Consider the following 14,524-nt stretch of genomic DNA (forward strand, 5'->3'; position numbering starts at 1 on the left):
AGTGGACCTTGCGCCTATTCCGCCCTGTGCGTATAGGGCCCTGTGCAAGCTGAAGAACCTGGAGGACGCAATGGAGCGCGGAGCGGATGTGTCCGAATTGGACACAAAAGGTGACCGATCATGAGGTCGGTCATCAAGTATCCGGGCGCCAAGTGGGCGATTGCAAACTGGATCATTGGACATTTTCCGGAACACCACAGCTATCTGGAGCCATTTTTCGGTAGCGGAGCGGTGCTGTTTAATAAGAGACGGAGCCCTATCGAGACTGTCAACGACCTGGATGGAGATGTGGTCAACTTGTTTTGGCAGATCAGAGAGGACCCGGAGCGGCTGGCCGAGGCCATCTATTGGACACCATACGCCAGGGCGGAATATGAGCGGGCCTGGGCTGCCCAGTACATAGAGACGGACCCATTCCGGCGGGCAGTGGACTTCTACATCCGCATGATGATGGGACACGGTTTCCGCACTACCGGGGAGAAGGTGGGCTGGAAAAACGATGTGCAGGGGCGGGAGGCCGCATATGCCGCCGGATGTTGGTGCAAGACGCCCGAGGCCATCCGGCAAGCGGCAGAGCGACTGCGAAATGTTCAGATTGAGTGTAGGCCAGCCGTAGAGCTGATCAGGCGTTTCAATTTTCCAAACGTACTCATCTACGCTGACCCGCCATATATGCTGGGGACACGGCATGGCAAGCAGTATCGTCACGAGATGACCGACGGGCAGCACGAAGAGTTGCTGAAGGCATTGCTGAACCATCAGGGGCCGGTGCTCCTATCTGGATATGATAGTGACCTCTATCATGATATGCTGCGGGGATGGCACCGGGAAGAGATTGCGGCCAGGGCCCAGACCGGTGGGGCCAGGATTGAGGTGCTGTGGTCTAATTTCGCGCCGACGGTACAAGAAAGTCTGTGGACGGGATGAACTGCCACGGGTGCCAGTGTGATCACTGCGTGTACAGTGCTGAGTTGGAGTCATGGTACTTTACACCGGGTGAGGTGCAACAGGTTGAGGAGATCTGTTACTGCTGTGATGAGTGCCGGTACTATGATGGGGACCTCAGTAAGCGCAGCCAACGGCGTACGGAGTGTGATAAACACAAGTTTCCGGTCAAGTACGAGATACAACGCATGGCGGCCGCAGAGCGTGAGGCACGGAGACGTCGGGCGTCCTTCCGTGTCATACGAGGGGATGATTTCGATAAAACCGATAACAAACGCTGACCGGATCAGAGCCATGAGCGACCGGGAGCTGGCGGCTTTTCTGAGCGGTGTCTGCTATGGACGGGATGAACCCTGGGAGAAGGCGTTCAAGGAGGCCTGCTGCGACCGCTGCCCCACGGTGGAGGCAACGGATGAGGATGGCAGACACTACAACCTGCATGAGTGCGATTTTGTAGACGGTGTATGTCCTCATGGGGATAGCGTTCTGTGGTGGCTGGTACGGCCGCAGCAAGTGGAATAGATGTATTGGCTCCGGCTCTCTGCCGGGTGAGAGCACTCGCTCACCCGACCTCTCTTTCCTTTTTCTCTGCCGGGGCCCTGCTGCGAAGCGGGGCGTCCGGCAGAGGGCCGGAGCAGGACAAAAAAGTACCGCCCACAACGGGCGGTACAGCGGAATATAGGTCACAGATCTTCCAGATCGGCTGCGGGAAGGTCGTTTTCCACGTTATCCCGGGCCAGGTCGGTGTCCAGCACCGGGTAGACCCTTGAAGAGATGGGTTTCTCATGCCAGACCTTCATATGGGGGCCGGAAGTGCCTGCAATGATGGGATTGGCCTTTTCCTTCCCATGCTTGGCCTTGCCCTGAATCTCGGGCACGGGAGGCTCTGCGTTTCGGGGCTCGGTGTGGGTCCATTCGGGACGGGCCATGCCTTGTTTCGCCATATTATCACCTCAACGATTGTTCAAAATACCTGTTTGGCCTCGTTGGCCATGCGTTTGAGATCCTCCAGAGAGGCGGGCTGGTGTTCACGGGCCCGGATCTGTGCTTGGATATAGCCGGGAAGCTGTGAAAAGTAGGCCTCCATATCCGGATCCTTTTTCAAGTGGGTGTACAGATCGCTGTACGTGGGTTCCATGCGATCACCTCCGATGATAGCTTGCCCACAGGCGGCGGCTTATAGCAATAGAAAGAAGGCGGCAATATTGACCACGATGGATTATATAACGACTCTTCGGGCGGTAAAGCGGCTGAAGGTCGAAACAGGATCCATAGCTTGCCTTGGCTGTGGATATGAGCACCATTGTTCCGTCAGCGGGTGTACCATCTTGCGCAATGCGGCAGAGCACATGGAGGCGGCGCTGGCAAACATTGACCACTTAAATGCATTGCTTGATCGGCTGGAAATACAGGAGGGATAGAAAGAATGGGAAAGAAAAATTTGCGACGCATTTCCATGCTTGTAACGGCTCAGACCGCCGCCAACCTGGAGCGGCTGGCCCAGATGGATAATCAACCCAGCATCGGCCGGGTGGTGGACAAACTGGTACGGGAGAAGATGCTCTCCCTCCACCAGCCTGAGGCGATTTGGCAGGCCCACTATATCAACCGCTTTAAAGAGGTTTACTGATGGCAAAACGTGTGAAAACCGTTACTGCCGGGCAGCTGGTGATCGTTGGGTGCTATACCATACCGACGCCCCGCAGCTCAGAGCGGGAGCGCCGGGCTTTGCGAGAGATCTCGTCCGCCGCACAGGAGCGTATGAACCTGAAACGATCGTGGCAGAAGCTGGAGCTGGAGCTGGCTGCCAACTTCACCCGCCGGGATCTCCACCTGGTCTTTACATATGACGATGAACATCTGCCGGCGACCAGACCGGAGGCGGTAAAGCGGCTGAAGAAGCTCATCCGCCTGCTGCGGATGCATCGAAAAGCCAGAGGTCAGGAGATGAAATACATCTACGTGACCGAACAGCTCAGCGCGGAAGGCGGGCGGCTCCACCACCACATGATATTAAATGGTACCGGGGCGGATCTGGAAGTGATTCGCTCCCTCTGGCCCTATGGGGAGGTGGAACTGGAACCGCTGGACCTGTGGCAGGGATACGAGGCTCTGGCCAAGTATCTGACCAAGGAACCAAGGGAATGCGGAAAACCGGAGATCGGTGCCCGCACTTGGGCGGCTTCCATTGGATTGAAAAAACCTAAGGTGGAGAGCGAAATCGTTAAGGATAATCTAACGGTAGTGCCGCCGCCGGGCGCCATTATCCTCAGCTCGCCGCCGCCGGTGGAGAACGAGTTCGGGGTGTTTACCACCATCAAATATTATTTGCCAGTTAGAAAGGAGAGAAAAGGGACCAGGCCGCCGCGCAAGCGACAACGAAACAGCCCTCGCGTCTTTATTCGGTCTGGAAACCAGGTGTAACAAGTAAAAAAGGCCATAGAAAGTGAGTGGAAAAGTTGAAAAAAGAGTGTGAGTGTGGTAAACTTATCGTGAAGGATGGATGGCTGATGTGTCCGTCCTGCCGCAGGCGGAAGGTACTCCAGGTGAGGCCGGAAACCACGGCGAAAAATCTCATCGTCTACTGCCGGGACTGCCGGACGGAGACGATGGTGGATATCGAACAGGGCCAGTGCTTTCAGAGCCGGTGCCGATGACTTCCCGAGTGGGGGAGCGTCGGCACCGGCTTTTTGTTTTGTCCGGAGGTGATAGCCCGTGGCCTTAAAGCCGCTGCGTCCATGCAGACACCCTGGGTGCGCTGCCCTCACTCGGGAGGGTTATTGCTCCAGCCATAAACCAAAGCCGGCGGCCCGCAGAGCGTCGGCGGAATACCACGCCTGGTACAGTCTGCCGGTCTGGACGGACGACCTGCGGCCGGCTCAGCTCCTGCGGGAGCCTTGGTGCCGGGAGTGCGCATGCCGGGGTATCCGCACCCGGGCCACCGTGGTGGACCACGTCAGGCCTCACCGAGGGGAGTGGCAGCGGTTCATCGACAAGAGCAATCTGCAATCCCTGTGCAAGTCCTGTCACGACCGCAAGACGGCGTTGGAACAGGCGCAAAACCGGCGGGAAAAGACAAGAGGCTAAGGCCTATTCCGGGGGGAAGGCTTGGGCGCACGTACGTGGGTGCGCTATGTGCCCGGGTGCCCGCGGCAAGCCTGTGGCTTGCCAGCACCTCCCCCCGCCCTGGAAAAGTTTCGAGGGGGGTGCGGTAAGACCGTGCGGCCCCCTCCGTGGGGGATTTTTTCCCCACGGAGAAACAAGAGCGCCTGGCCGGGCATCGAGAGGAGGAATCGACATCGAGCGAAATCGGCAGATCCGACTGCACAACTGCGACTGTTTGGTGGGTATGAGCCGGCTGGAGACCGGGAGTGTGGACCTGGTGCTGTGCGACCTGCCCTACGGGACTACCAACTGTGCATGGGATACGGTAATTCCATTCCAGCCTCTGTGGGAACAGTACCGGCGGGTACTCAAGTCACGGGGGGCGCTGGTGCTCTTTGCGGCCCAGCCCTTCGCCACCGATCTTATCAACAGCGCCCGGAAGCTCTTCCGGTATGACCTGGTGTGGGAAAAAAGCGCCCCTGTGGGCTATGCCAACGCCAACCGGATGCCCATGCGCTCCCATGAGTTGATACTGGTTTTTTACCAGCGCCTGCCCAAATACCACCCCCAGGGGCTGATCCCGCTGGAACGTCCGGTGGTGAGGCACGGCGAACGCAAGGGCGGCGTCTATCGCCCCATGGGCAAGGAGAGCGTGCAGCGTTTTACCAACTATCCGCGCTCGGTCCTTCGCTTCCATAACCGGAAGGAGCGGCGTTTTCACCCCACCCAGAAACCGGTGGCGCTGCTGGAATACCTGGTGCGGACCTATACCGATCCGGGGGATCTGGTGCTGGACAACTGCATGGGGGGTGGCTCTACCGCAGTGGCCTGCTTAAACGCCGGGCGGCGCTTTGTGGGCTTTGAACGGGACCATGGATATTTTAAGACAGCCCAGGCACGGGTGGATAAGTGGAATGCGCCGGAGCCGTAAGGCTGGGAGAGGAGGGAAAGGTATGCCTGGACCCAGGCAAAAGCTGAGCGTGCTGGAGGGAAACGGCCGGAAGCACCTGAGCAAAAGCGAAAAGGCCCAGCGGGCGGCTCGGGAAGTGGACCTGCCCAAGCCCAAAACCATGCGCTTGCCCAAGTGGTTGCCGGAGGAACACCGGAAGGAGTTCCGGGCCCTGGCCAAGGAGCTGTTGGCCGCCGACATGGGGGCGGCTCAGCTGGACCGGGATACCCTGGGCCGCTATGTGGTGGCTCAGGCCCAATATGCCCAGGCCTGCAAGATGGCGGGGGAGGCCCTGGCGGCCGAGAACTCCGTCCTGGCGGAGAAGTGGACCAAGATCCAGGACACCTGCTTCAAGCAGGCCAGGGCCTGCGCCAATGACCTGGGCATGACCATCACCAGCCGTTGCCGTCTGGTGCTGCCGGAGGGGGCCAGGCCTAAGGAGAAAAACCCCTTTGAGCAGATGATGGAGGAGCGGATGGCCCGTGCCTGAACTGCTCCAGCTGGGACCGGTGACGGTGTGCGCCCCGGATGACGGCGCGGTGCTGCGGTACAGCGAGCAGGCGGTGCAGGACGTGCTGGACTTCTTCTCCCTGCTGTGCTTCGGCTCCAACGAGTGGGCGGGGGAGCCCTTCCAGCTGCTGGACTGGGAGCTGGATGCCATCAGGAACTTCTACGGCGTCCAGGAGCAGGACGAGGACGGCAGCTGGAGCCGTTACCGGCGTTTCCTCTACGACGAGCTGCCCAAGAAGAACGGCAAGACGGAGTTTTCCGCCGGGCTGGGGCTGTACCACCTGCTGTGGGACGGGGAGAAGCGGCCAAAGGTAGGCATCTTCTCCTCCGACAAGGACAACGCCGCCCAGGTCTATGACGCCGCCAAGTACATGGTGGAGCATACCTGCCTGGGCCAGCCGGAGCACGACCCCATCGCCTGGGCGGTGGACTCCAAGCGGGAGATCCATACCAAGTACGGCGGTGTACTGAAGGTGTACTCCGCCGACGCCGAGACCAAGCACGGCTACTCCTTCAGCGCCATCATCTTTGATGAGCTGCATGCCCAGCCCAACCGGCGGCTGTGGGACGTGCTCACCGCAGGCTCCAACGCCGCCCGGCGGCAGCAGGCGGTCATCGTCCTCACCACCGCCGGCGACGACCCGGACCGGAAGAGCATCGGCTGGGAGATCCATGAGAAGTGCCGGCGCATCCTGGCCTGGCGGCGGGGGGAGCCCGAGCGGGAGCTGGATGCCGACGATCCGGCCTGGTGTCCCATCATGTACGGCGTTTCTGTCCTCACCGGCGACGATCCGGACAAGATCGCGGAGCTGGATATCTACGACGAGGCCGTGTGGTACGCCTGTAACCCGGGCCTTGGGCACAACCTGAAGCTGCGGGACTTCCGGCGGGAGGCCAGAGCGGCCAAACAGAGTGAAAGCGCAGAGCGACTCTTCCGGTGGCTGCGGCTCAACCAGTGGATCGCCACCCATACGGTGGGCTGGCTGCCCCTGGGACTGTACGACAAGACCCAGTGGAACCGGGAGGAGTGGCAGGGCCTGAAGGTCACAGACCGGCGGCAGGCCGTCCGGGACTGGCTTATGGGCAAGAAATGCTTTGGCGGGCTGGACCTGTCCACCACCACCGACCTGACGGCACTGACCTTGCTGTTCCCGCCCCAGGAGGGGCTGGACACCTGGGTGTCCCTGTTCTGGGCCTGGCGGCCGGAGGACGGGGTGGTGGAGGCCGAGCAGCGGGACCATGTGCCGTATCGGGACTGGGCCAGGGCGGAGTTTCTCACCCTGTGCCCCGGGGACATGGTGGACTTCTCTATGATCGAGGAGACGGTGGCCTGGTGCGCCGGCGTGTTCGACCTGGACACCTTGGGGGTAGACCCCTACCTCAGCCGTACTCTGACCCAACGGCTCATGGACCGGGGCGTCAATGTGGTGGAGATCCCCCAGACCATCAAGGAGCTGTCCCCGGCCATGAAGGAGGTGGAGCGGCTGCTGCGGTCCCATGAGTTGCTCCATGAGCACAATACGGCGGCCCGGTGGTGCTTCGGAAATGTGCGCTGCCATGTGGACGGCAACGAGAACCTGAAGCCCATGAAGAACCGCAGCATCGGCCGCATCGACATGACGGTGGCCTGGATCATCGCCATGGCCACAGCCATGGTGCGGGAGGCGGCCAAGCCGGATCTGGCCCGGGCACTGGAGTCGCCGGACTTTACCTTGTAGGAGGCAGTTTTGAAACACATCAAGAATTGTTTTGGGCGGGTATGCCTGGCTGCAGGCGGTGTGCTGGTGTCGCTGGGGGCGGGGCTTATTTATCTGCCTGCCGGCTGCATTACCGCCGGTGCGCTCTGCCTGGCGGCCGGTGTGCTGGATATCCTGGGAGGAGGTGAGGATGGATGAGCATTGTCAGAGGCATCCGGGCTGTGGCTCGGTCGCCTTCCCGCCAAGTGCGAGGGGCTGTAACGGTAGATACCCTGACAGCCGCCGGGTACCCATCCGGTGGGGCGGAGACCAGCGAGACCTATGCCCGCAAATTGTCCGCCGTGGACCGGTGCATTGAGATCCTCTCCGACTCCATGGCCAAGCTGCCCACCTATTGTGTGGACCGGGTGAGCCGCAAGCGGGTGGACTTGCCTCTGCTGCGGCTGCTGAATGTGCGGCCTAACGAGGCCATGGCACCATCCGTACGGAAAAAGCTGCTGGAGTCCAGCCGACTGACCCGGGGTAACAGTTACGATTGGATCCGGCGGAACCCCTACACGGCTGAGATCATCGAGCTGATCCCCCTGCCGGGAGAGCTGGTCTACACCTGGCGGGATACTGGAGGCCATGTGTGGCACAATGTCCAGGATCCGGCCTCAGGCAGCGTGTTTACGCTATCTCATGCCGATGTGGTCCAGTACAAAGGCGCATCCAGGGATGGAATTCACGGAATCTCGGTGCTGCAGCGGGCGGCAGAGGTGATCGCCGCAGCCAGAGCCCGGCAGCAGCATGATCTGAGCTACTACGAAAATGGGGGACAGCCCTCCGGTGTGCTGCGCACCGACACCGACCTGGGCGGCCTGGTGAAAGACCCAAAGGACCCGGACAAGAAGATCAGCAAGAAGGACTTGCTGCGCCGGGAATGGGAGCGGGTCCACTCCGGCCCCACCAACGCCAACCGGCTGGCCATTCTGGACTACGGCCTGGACTACAAGGCCATCTCGGTGACCAACAAAGATGCCCAGTTCATTGAGAGCCAAGAGGTGGCCATCCGGGACATTGCCCGGTATTTCGGCGTCCCCCTTTACAAGCTACAGGAGGGGAAGCAGTCCTACAACTCCAATGAGCAGAACGGAATCGAGTACGTGGTGGGCACCCTTCACCCCATTGTGACCCAGTACGAGGAGGAGCAGACCTATAAGCTGCTCTTTCCCTCCCAGGTCAGCCAGGGCCTGGAGCTGCGCATCAACATGATGGCCGAGCTGCGGGGCGATAACGCCGCCCGCGGCGCCTGGTACAAGACCATGCGGGAGATCGGTGCCTTTTCCGTCAACGACATCATGGCGCTGGAGGATATGCCGGATGTGGAGGGCGGAGACGAGCGGCTGGCCTCCCTCAATTATGTGCCCCTGTCCAAATGGGTGGAGCTCAGCGTCAACCGTAATTCCGAAAATGCAGGAGGTGAGACCCAATGAGAGTGACGTTAAACGGGATCGTGTCGGCGGATGAGGACAAGTGGATCTATGAGTGGTTCGGCTATTCCGCGTTTTCCCCCCAGCAGGTGAGGGACGCTATCGCCAACAATCCGGAGGGGGAGGAGCTGGTGCTGGAGATCAACAGCCCCGGCGGCTCGGTTTTTGCCGGCAGCGAGATGTATTCCGTGCTGAAGGCCTGCAGCCTGCCCACCCGGGCGGAGATCCAGAGCCTGGCGGCCAGCGCGGCCAGCTATCTGTGCCTGGGCTGCGGCACGGTGGCCATCTCACCGGTGGCTCAGATGATGATCCATCTGCCCAGTACCTGCACCGACGGGGACCGGGTGGCCCACCAGCGTTCCCTCAGCATGCTGGACAGCACCCGGGAGGCCATCCTCAACGCCTACGAGCTGAAGGCCGGGGGCAAGAGCGACCGGGCCCAGCTGAGGCGGATGATGAGCGCGGAGACCTGGCTCACCGCCCAGGAGGCCCTGGACCGGGGGCTGGTGGACGAGATCCTGGGCCAGGACGCCCGGAGCATGAGCCCCGGCAGCCTGGTCAACGCCTTCGGACTGCCCGATATCGACGCCCTCCGGGCGGCGTATCAGCAGGCGCAGCAGCCCCAGAACCGTCCTGAACCGGATTGGCGGCTGGCCGCCCGTCTGGAACTGGAGAAACACAGAATTTGATTGGAGGATCACAACAATGAAGCAGAAGCTCTACGACCTCATCAACAAAAGAGCCGGCCTGCTCCAGCAGGCTGAGGCCGCCCTGGGGGCGGACAACAAGAGCGAATACCAGTCCCTGATGGAGCAGATTACCAATCTGAACGGCGAAATTCAGCGGGTCCAGGATCTGCTGGCCGAGCAGGACCGGCAGATGCTGGCCGCCCCCGGGCCCACCGGCAGCGAGGCTATGGACATGATCCAAGAGCGGGCCGCTGCCCTCCAGCGTGGCGATGATGTGACCTTTACCGCCAATGAAGTGCGCCGGGCCCTGAGCAATCAGACCACCCTGGCCACCGGTACCATCGTCCAGCCCAACGGCGCCGGCGCGGAGATCCGGGACCCCGTGGGCAACGTGGTGCCCTCCATCGTGGATCGGGTGCGGGTGGTGGACATGACCGGCATGGGCAGCTTTATGGAGCCCTATGTGATCACCGAGCTGGACGCCAAGGGCGGCAAGGTGGAGGAGACCGCCGGGACCGCCCGGACCGCCTCCACCGATCCCACCTTTGGTGTGGCGGAGATCAAGCCCTATGAGCTGAGCGTCACCAGCTATGTGGACCGGAACATCGCCCGGCTGTCCCCCGCCGTCTACTACAACAAGATCTTTGGTATGTCTATGCGGGCCCTGCGGCGCAAGCTGGCCGAGCTCATCGTCAACGGCGACGACCCCGGTACCCCCACCTTCTTCGGTATCACCAACGCCAAGAACAAGGCCTCGGCCAATATCTTTGCCGAGGCCGCCCTGGGGGCCGCCATCGACGTAAACACCCTGGACACCCTGTACTTTGCCTACGGCTCTGACGAGGCCATGGGCGCCGGCGCCCGGCTGCTTCTGACTAAGGCCAGCCTGAAGGCACTGGGCCAGCTCCGGGGCACCAACGAGAAGCGCCGGCTGCTGACCATCACGCCCGATTCCACCAACCCCAATTCCGGTACCATCGTGGACGGCGGCCTGGTGCTGCCCTACGACCTGGTGAAGGCGGTGGGGGACACCAAACTGCTCTACGGCGATCCCATGAACTTCGAGGTGGGCCTGTTCGGGGACTACACCATCCGGGTGGACGAGTCCGTCAAGGCGGTGGAGCGGATGTACGCCATCCTGGGTGACGCCTTTGTGGGAGGCAACCTGGTGGTGGACAAGGGCTTTGTGGTGGGCACCATCGGTGGCTGATCATGGCCCTGACGGAGGAGCGGCGGGCCAGTTTGTTGGCCTATTGCCGCATGGAGGAGCCTACCCCGGAGGAGCTGATTACCCTGGACGGGCTCTATGATGCCGCTGTTGGCTACCTGGAAGGGGCAGGGGTGTCCCTGCCGCCCGAGGGCACGCCACGCCGGGCCCAGTATGATCTGTGTGTCAATTTCATGGTGCTGCGGGACTTTGACCTGCGGGATGCCGAGGTGACGGGGAGCATCCAGGACAACCCCGCCTTCCGGCGGCTCATCACCCAGCTGAAGCTGACCGAGCCGGGAGAGGAGGCCTGAATCATGGTCTACATCGGAGCGGGCAGGCTGGACCAGCCCCTGGAGGTGCTGGAGCTGCGGGAGATCGGCGCGGGGCTGTGGGAGTGGGTTCCCATCTGCCGGGCCTGGGGCCTGGTGGAGCAGACCGCCAAGACCAACCTCTTCAGCAAGGTGGGCGTGGGAGCCAGAGACGCCGCCCTCGTTGTCCGCCGGCAGCCGCTCACCCTCCACAACGCCCTGCGCTGGAAGGGAAAGCACCTGTTTTTAACGTCCATCATCCAACGAGACCGTAACCATCTGGATGTGGCGGCGGCCCTGGTGGAGCCGGTGCCCTGCCGGGCCACCCGACAGGGAAACCGTGTCGGACCGGCCGGCCGGCCGGTCACCGGGCAGGTCATGCAGGTGGATTTCCCGGGGATCCTGACGGAAAAGTACGTCCGCTATCAGCGAGAGGAGACACATGACGAGAGCGAGATGGTCTACGTGCTGGTGACGCCCAAGGCGGTGCAGCTGCGCGGCGGCGATCTGGTGCAGGTGCAGGACGGCCCGGCCAAGGGGACTTACCATGTGACGGTTTCCCACGTGTTGGACCTGCACAAAAATGAGTATGAGCTTATGCAGGGGGAGGACATCTGATGCAGGAACTGGATCTGCAACAGCTGCAGGAACGCTGGTCACGGCTGATCCAGCAATTTCCCGGCCAAAAGAGGGATCTGCTGGAACGGGCCGGCCAGCAGATTCTTCAGCGGCTGCGCAGCGCAATCGGTGGCACAGGCAAGGTGGCCTCCTGGCAGGACATGTCCATGGGCAGCAAGGGCGGATATGTGGCGGTTCGCCCTAGGAAGGACACGTATCAGATGACTGGAAGCGGCACGCGGTATGCCGTGGGCTATATCACCAACGCCATCGAGAACGGGCACCGCAACCGCAGACCGCAGCCCAGCGGAAAGGCGGATTACCGCTATCGCGCCCGGATCCATCATGCGGCTACACCGGGACGGCATTTCTACTACTCGGTCCGCCAACAGCTGGGACAGGTGGGGGACCGGGAGCTGCGCCAGCTGGCCCAGGAGATCTTGGAGGAACTGGGGGGACAGGGATGAATCAAATCGATGTCGTGGAGGCCGTGGCGGCCAGACTGGCCGAGCTGTGGCCGGAGCGGATGATCTACCGGGATTTCTGCCCGGCGGCCTTCCAGCGGCCTTCCGCGTTCCTGTATGTGCGGGATGCCGGATATGAGGATGCGGCGCTGGGGCTGGTGGAGTGGAGTGTGGAGATCGAGCTTGAGCTGTTTTCTGCGACGGATGCTTACAGCGTAGCGTCCACCGAAGCGCTGCGGGCCGAGCAGGCTGCTGTGCTGGAACGGTTCCCGGGCCCCGGACTGGCCGTAGGAGACCGGCACATCATGTTTTCTGCCCGGGCAGACACGCCGGGGCCGGGCACAGCGGCCGTGACCTTTTTCGCGCGGTGGATGGACCGGCGGCCGGGGTACACGGATCCAAACACAGGGGAGGGCGGGCACGATGTGCCGGCCATGGAGCATTTCGCGGTCAGAGTGACCGAACAGAAAGGATGAGGAAACAATGGCAACGACCATCGGATTGCCCAGCCTGAGCATTACCTTTCAGGCGGCCGCCCAGCAGGTGGTCACCCGGAGCAAGCGGGGCTATGTAGGCGTCTTTGTCCGGGATGAAAAAGAGCAGGGCGTGCATGTGTTGACCAGCGCCGCGCGGATTCCCTCCGGGCTGGGGCAGGCCAACCGGGATTACATCGCCCGGGCCTTTACCGGCTCCGACCGGGGCGGCCCCAGCAAGGTCGTGGCCGTGGTAATTGCCACGGGTACCGACGATACGACTGCCCTGGAGGCGGGACTCAAAAGCATTGAGAGCATGACATTGGACTACATCGCCCCGCCTGCCGACGTGACAGAGGACGAAAAGACGGCCCTGGAGACGTGGGTAAAGGCCCGGCGGAAGGCCTACTATACCGAGACGCTGGTGGAGCCCAATCCGTCCACGCCCCCTGACGACATGGGGATCATCGCCTTTACCGAGACCGACGGACAGCTGGCCGCGGGCGAGACCACCTACACGGCGGGGCAGTACGCCAGCCGCATCGCCGGCATCCTGGCCGGCATCCCCATGGGGATGAGCGCTACCTATGCCCCTCTGCCGGAGCTCACAGCCGTTACGCCCCGCTCTGAAACGGAGCAGACCCAGGCGGTAAATGAGGGAAAGCTGATCCTGATCCACGACGGGGTCAAGGCCAAAATCGCCCGGGGGGTCAACTCCCTGACCACGGTCCCGGAGGAGGGGAAGGCGGACTGGAGCAAGATCAAGGTGGCGGAGGGGATGAACCTGATCACCTACTACCTGCGCACCACCATTCAGGACACCTATGTGGGCAAATACCCCAATACCTACGACAACAAGTGCATCCTGCTTACCGCCGTCACCGAATTTCTCACCTATCTGGAGGGGCAGGGCGTACTCAATCCGGGGGAGAGCTGGGCTGAGATCGACGTGGAGGCCCAGGAGCAGTGGCTGGCCGAAAACGGCGTGGACACCTCGGCCATGACGGAGCAGCAGATCCGGGAATATCAGACCGGATCCTGGGTGTTCCTCCGCTGCGGCGGACGGCTGGTGGACGCTATGGAAGATTTCCGGGTCGCGTTCTGCAATCTGTAAGGAGGACAAAAACCTATGGCAAAAAACATCGACAGCGCCAAGCGGGTGATCAACGGCACCTATGGAGAAGTCTGGCTGGACGGGGAGAAGATCTGCGAGTGCACCGCTGGTCAGGGCAAGGTGAGCAAAAACAAGACCACGGTCAACCTGTGCGGGCGTTTTATGGAGGATACCAAGGCCACCAGCGGCGCAGGTACCGGGAGCCTGACCATCTACAAGGTAGACAGCGGGTTTATCCAGCGGGAGCAGGGGCTCCAGGACGGGGTGGACCGGCGGTACACCATTATCCAGAAGCTGGCCGACCCGGACAGCTTTGGGGCCGAGCGGGTGGCCTACTACAACGTCAGCTTTGACGATCTCACCCTCAATGACTGGAAGGCCGCCACCGTTGGCAGCGTAACGGTCCCTTACACATTCAGCCGCTATGAGCTGCTGGATGCCATCCAGGCGGAGTAAGGAGGCGGCTATGGACAAAAACAGCAATCTGGCGGCAGGCCTGTTGGATCTGCCGGAATTCGAACCGGAGCGGCGACGGGTACGCCTGCCGCGGCTGGGGATGGAGTGGGTGCTGCAGGAGGTGCCCTATGACCGGGTGATGCGCTGCAGAAGGGAGCGGGATCCCAATCTGTTTCTGATCCTGGAGGCTACCGTCTCCCCGAATCTGCGGGACAAAGCCTGGTATGAGGGCAAAATGGGCTGCCCCACCCCTGTGGACGCGCTGAAAAAGCAGCTGCGGGTGGGCGAACTGGACAAGCTGGTGCGGGTGATCGACCGGCTCAACGGATACGGCGCAGGGAGCGTGCTGGAGCTCAGCGACGAGGAGCTGGAGGGACAGGCCCTGGGAGCCGCCCTGGAGAACCTGGAAAAAAATTAGACCGCCGTGCCGACCTAGCGGCGGCCCAGCTGCTGCTGGTCCGGCACGGCGTACTGCCCGGCGACTTCCTGCGCCGGCCGCCGGGGGAGCGTATCC

General features: G+C 61.9%; 22 protein-coding genes. 20 read left to right on the plus strand and 2 right to left on the minus strand.

Annotated features, from left to right (window positions below; genetic code table 11):
- Window positions 1–120: 120 nt before the first annotated feature.
- Both WMO45_RS00240 and WMO45_RS00245 read left to right on the plus strand, forming a co-directional pair.
- Window positions 121–927 carry a DNA adenine methylase gene (locus WMO45_RS00240; RefSeq protein ID WP_349138616.1) on the plus strand — a complete coding sequence of 269 codons (807 nt, stop codon included), beginning with the start codon at window positions 121–123 and terminating at the stop codon, window positions 925–927.
- A 312-nt stretch (window positions 928–1,239) separates the two neighbouring features.
- Window positions 1,240–1,467 (plus strand): hypothetical protein, encoded by a 228-nt coding sequence (locus WMO45_RS00245; protein ID WP_349138617.1) that lies wholly within the window; start codon window positions 1,240–1,242, stop codon window positions 1,465–1,467.
- 161 nt (window positions 1,468–1,628) lie between these two features.
- Here the strand turns inward: WMO45_RS00245 and WMO45_RS00250 are convergent, their stop codons facing one another.
- Window positions 1,629–1,889, minus strand: a complete 261-nt coding sequence (locus tag WMO45_RS00250) for a hypothetical protein (protein ID WP_349138618.1) — start codon at window positions 1,887–1,889, stop codon at window positions 1,629–1,631.
- Window positions 1,890–1,909: 20 nt separating this feature from the next.
- A complete protein-coding gene (locus WMO45_RS00255; protein WP_349138619.1) occupies window positions 1,910–2,083 on the minus strand; it encodes a hypothetical protein in 174 nt (57 codons plus the stop codon).
- A 288-nt stretch (window positions 2,084–2,371) separates the two neighbouring features.
- Between WMO45_RS00255 and WMO45_RS00260 the strand changes: the two genes are divergently transcribed.
- The 18 genes from WMO45_RS00260 to WMO45_RS00345 all read left to right on the plus strand — a co-directional run bounded on the left by WMO45_RS00260 (window position 2,372) and on the right by WMO45_RS00345 (window position 14,428).
- Window positions 2,372–2,575 (plus strand): hypothetical protein, encoded by a 204-nt coding sequence (locus tag WMO45_RS00260; protein WP_349138620.1) that lies wholly within the window; start codon window positions 2,372–2,374, stop codon window positions 2,573–2,575.
- The gene (locus tag WMO45_RS00265) at window positions 2,575–3,369 is read left to right on the plus strand and encodes a rolling circle replication-associated protein (RefSeq protein ID WP_349138621.1); all 795 of its coding nucleotides are present in this window, start codon (window positions 2,575–2,577) and stop codon (window positions 3,367–3,369) included. The genes WMO45_RS00260 and WMO45_RS00265 overlap by 1 nt, the downstream gene beginning before the upstream one ends.
- A gap of 26 nt (window positions 3,370–3,395) precedes the next feature.
- Window positions 3,396–3,602 carry a cysteine-rich KTR domain-containing protein gene (locus tag WMO45_RS00270; protein ID WP_349138622.1) on the plus strand — a complete coding sequence of 69 codons (207 nt, stop codon included), beginning with the start codon at window positions 3,396–3,398 and terminating at the stop codon, window positions 3,600–3,602.
- 58 nt (window positions 3,603–3,660) lie between these two features.
- A complete protein-coding gene (locus WMO45_RS00275; RefSeq protein WP_349138623.1) occupies window positions 3,661–4,032 on the plus strand; it encodes a DUF8602 domain-containing protein in 372 nt (123 codons plus the stop codon).
- Between the two features lie 262 nt (window positions 4,033–4,294).
- Window positions 4,295–4,981 carry a DNA-methyltransferase gene (locus WMO45_RS00280; protein WP_349138624.1) on the plus strand — a complete coding sequence of 229 codons (687 nt, stop codon included), beginning with the start codon at window positions 4,295–4,297 and terminating at the stop codon, window positions 4,979–4,981.
- A 22-nt stretch (window positions 4,982–5,003) separates the two neighbouring features.
- Window positions 5,004–5,489 carry a phage terminase small subunit P27 family gene (locus WMO45_RS00285; protein WP_349138625.1) on the plus strand — a complete coding sequence of 162 codons (486 nt, stop codon included), beginning with the start codon at window positions 5,004–5,006 and terminating at the stop codon, window positions 5,487–5,489.
- The gene (locus WMO45_RS00290; RefSeq protein WP_349138627.1) at window positions 5,482–7,227 is read left to right on the plus strand and encodes a terminase large subunit; all 1,746 of its coding nucleotides are present in this window, start codon (window positions 5,482–5,484) and stop codon (window positions 7,225–7,227) included. Before WMO45_RS00285 ends, WMO45_RS00290 begins: the two co-directional genes overlap by 8 nt.
- A 9-nt stretch (window positions 7,228–7,236) precedes the next feature.
- Window positions 7,237–7,404: a hypothetical protein gene (locus tag WMO45_RS00295; RefSeq protein ID WP_349138628.1), complete on the plus strand. Its 168-nt coding sequence runs from the start codon at window positions 7,237–7,239 to the stop codon at window positions 7,402–7,404.
- Window positions 7,401–8,681 (plus strand): phage portal protein, encoded by a 1,281-nt coding sequence (locus tag WMO45_RS00300; RefSeq protein WP_349138629.1) that lies wholly within the window; start codon window positions 7,401–7,403, stop codon window positions 8,679–8,681. The genes WMO45_RS00295 and WMO45_RS00300 overlap by 4 nt, the downstream gene beginning before the upstream one ends.
- Window positions 8,678–9,367: a head maturation protease, ClpP-related gene (locus WMO45_RS00305; RefSeq protein WP_349138630.1), complete on the plus strand. Its 690-nt coding sequence runs from the start codon at window positions 8,678–8,680 to the stop codon at window positions 9,365–9,367. The genes WMO45_RS00300 and WMO45_RS00305 overlap by 4 nt, the downstream gene beginning before the upstream one ends.
- Window positions 9,368–9,383: 16 nt before the next feature.
- Window positions 9,384–10,577 carry a phage major capsid protein gene (locus tag WMO45_RS00310; RefSeq protein WP_349138631.1) on the plus strand — a complete coding sequence of 398 codons (1,194 nt, stop codon included), beginning with the start codon at window positions 9,384–9,386 and terminating at the stop codon, window positions 10,575–10,577.
- A 2-nt stretch (window positions 10,578–10,579) separates the two neighbouring features.
- On the plus strand, window positions 10,580–10,888 hold the full coding sequence (locus tag WMO45_RS00315; protein WP_349138632.1) for a phage gp6-like head-tail connector protein: 309 nt from the start codon (window positions 10,580–10,582) through the stop codon (window positions 10,886–10,888).
- 3 nt (window positions 10,889–10,891) lie between these two features.
- Entirely contained in the window at window positions 10,892–11,503 is a 612-nt protein-coding gene (locus tag WMO45_RS00320) for a hypothetical protein (RefSeq protein WP_349138633.1), read from the plus strand.
- Window positions 11,503–11,970 (plus strand): hypothetical protein, encoded by a 468-nt coding sequence (locus tag WMO45_RS00325; protein ID WP_349138634.1) that lies wholly within the window; start codon window positions 11,503–11,505, stop codon window positions 11,968–11,970. Before WMO45_RS00320 ends, WMO45_RS00325 begins: the two co-directional genes overlap by 1 nt.
- A complete protein-coding gene (locus tag WMO45_RS00330; protein ID WP_349138635.1) occupies window positions 11,967–12,443 on the plus strand; it encodes a hypothetical protein in 477 nt (158 codons plus the stop codon). Before WMO45_RS00325 ends, WMO45_RS00330 begins: the two co-directional genes overlap by 4 nt.
- 7 nt (window positions 12,444–12,450) lie before the next feature.
- Window positions 12,451–13,554 carry a phage tail sheath C-terminal domain-containing protein gene (locus WMO45_RS00335; protein ID WP_349138636.1) on the plus strand — a complete coding sequence of 368 codons (1,104 nt, stop codon included), beginning with the start codon at window positions 12,451–12,453 and terminating at the stop codon, window positions 13,552–13,554.
- Between the two features lie 15 nt (window positions 13,555–13,569).
- Window positions 13,570–14,010, plus strand: coding sequence for a phage tail tube protein (locus tag WMO45_RS00340; RefSeq protein ID WP_349138637.1), 441 nt, complete (start codon window positions 13,570–13,572; stop codon window positions 14,008–14,010).
- Between the two features lie 10 nt (window positions 14,011–14,020).
- Window positions 14,021–14,428, plus strand: coding sequence for a phage tail assembly chaperone (locus WMO45_RS00345; protein ID WP_349138638.1), 408 nt, complete (start codon window positions 14,021–14,023; stop codon window positions 14,426–14,428).
- The last annotated feature ends 96 nt before the right edge of the window (window positions 14,429–14,524 follow it).

The sequence above is a fragment of the Flavonifractor hominis genome, from assembly GCF_040095835.1.
GTDB classification, from domain to species: Bacteria; Bacillota; Clostridia; order Oscillospirales; family Oscillospiraceae; genus Flavonifractor; species Flavonifractor hominis.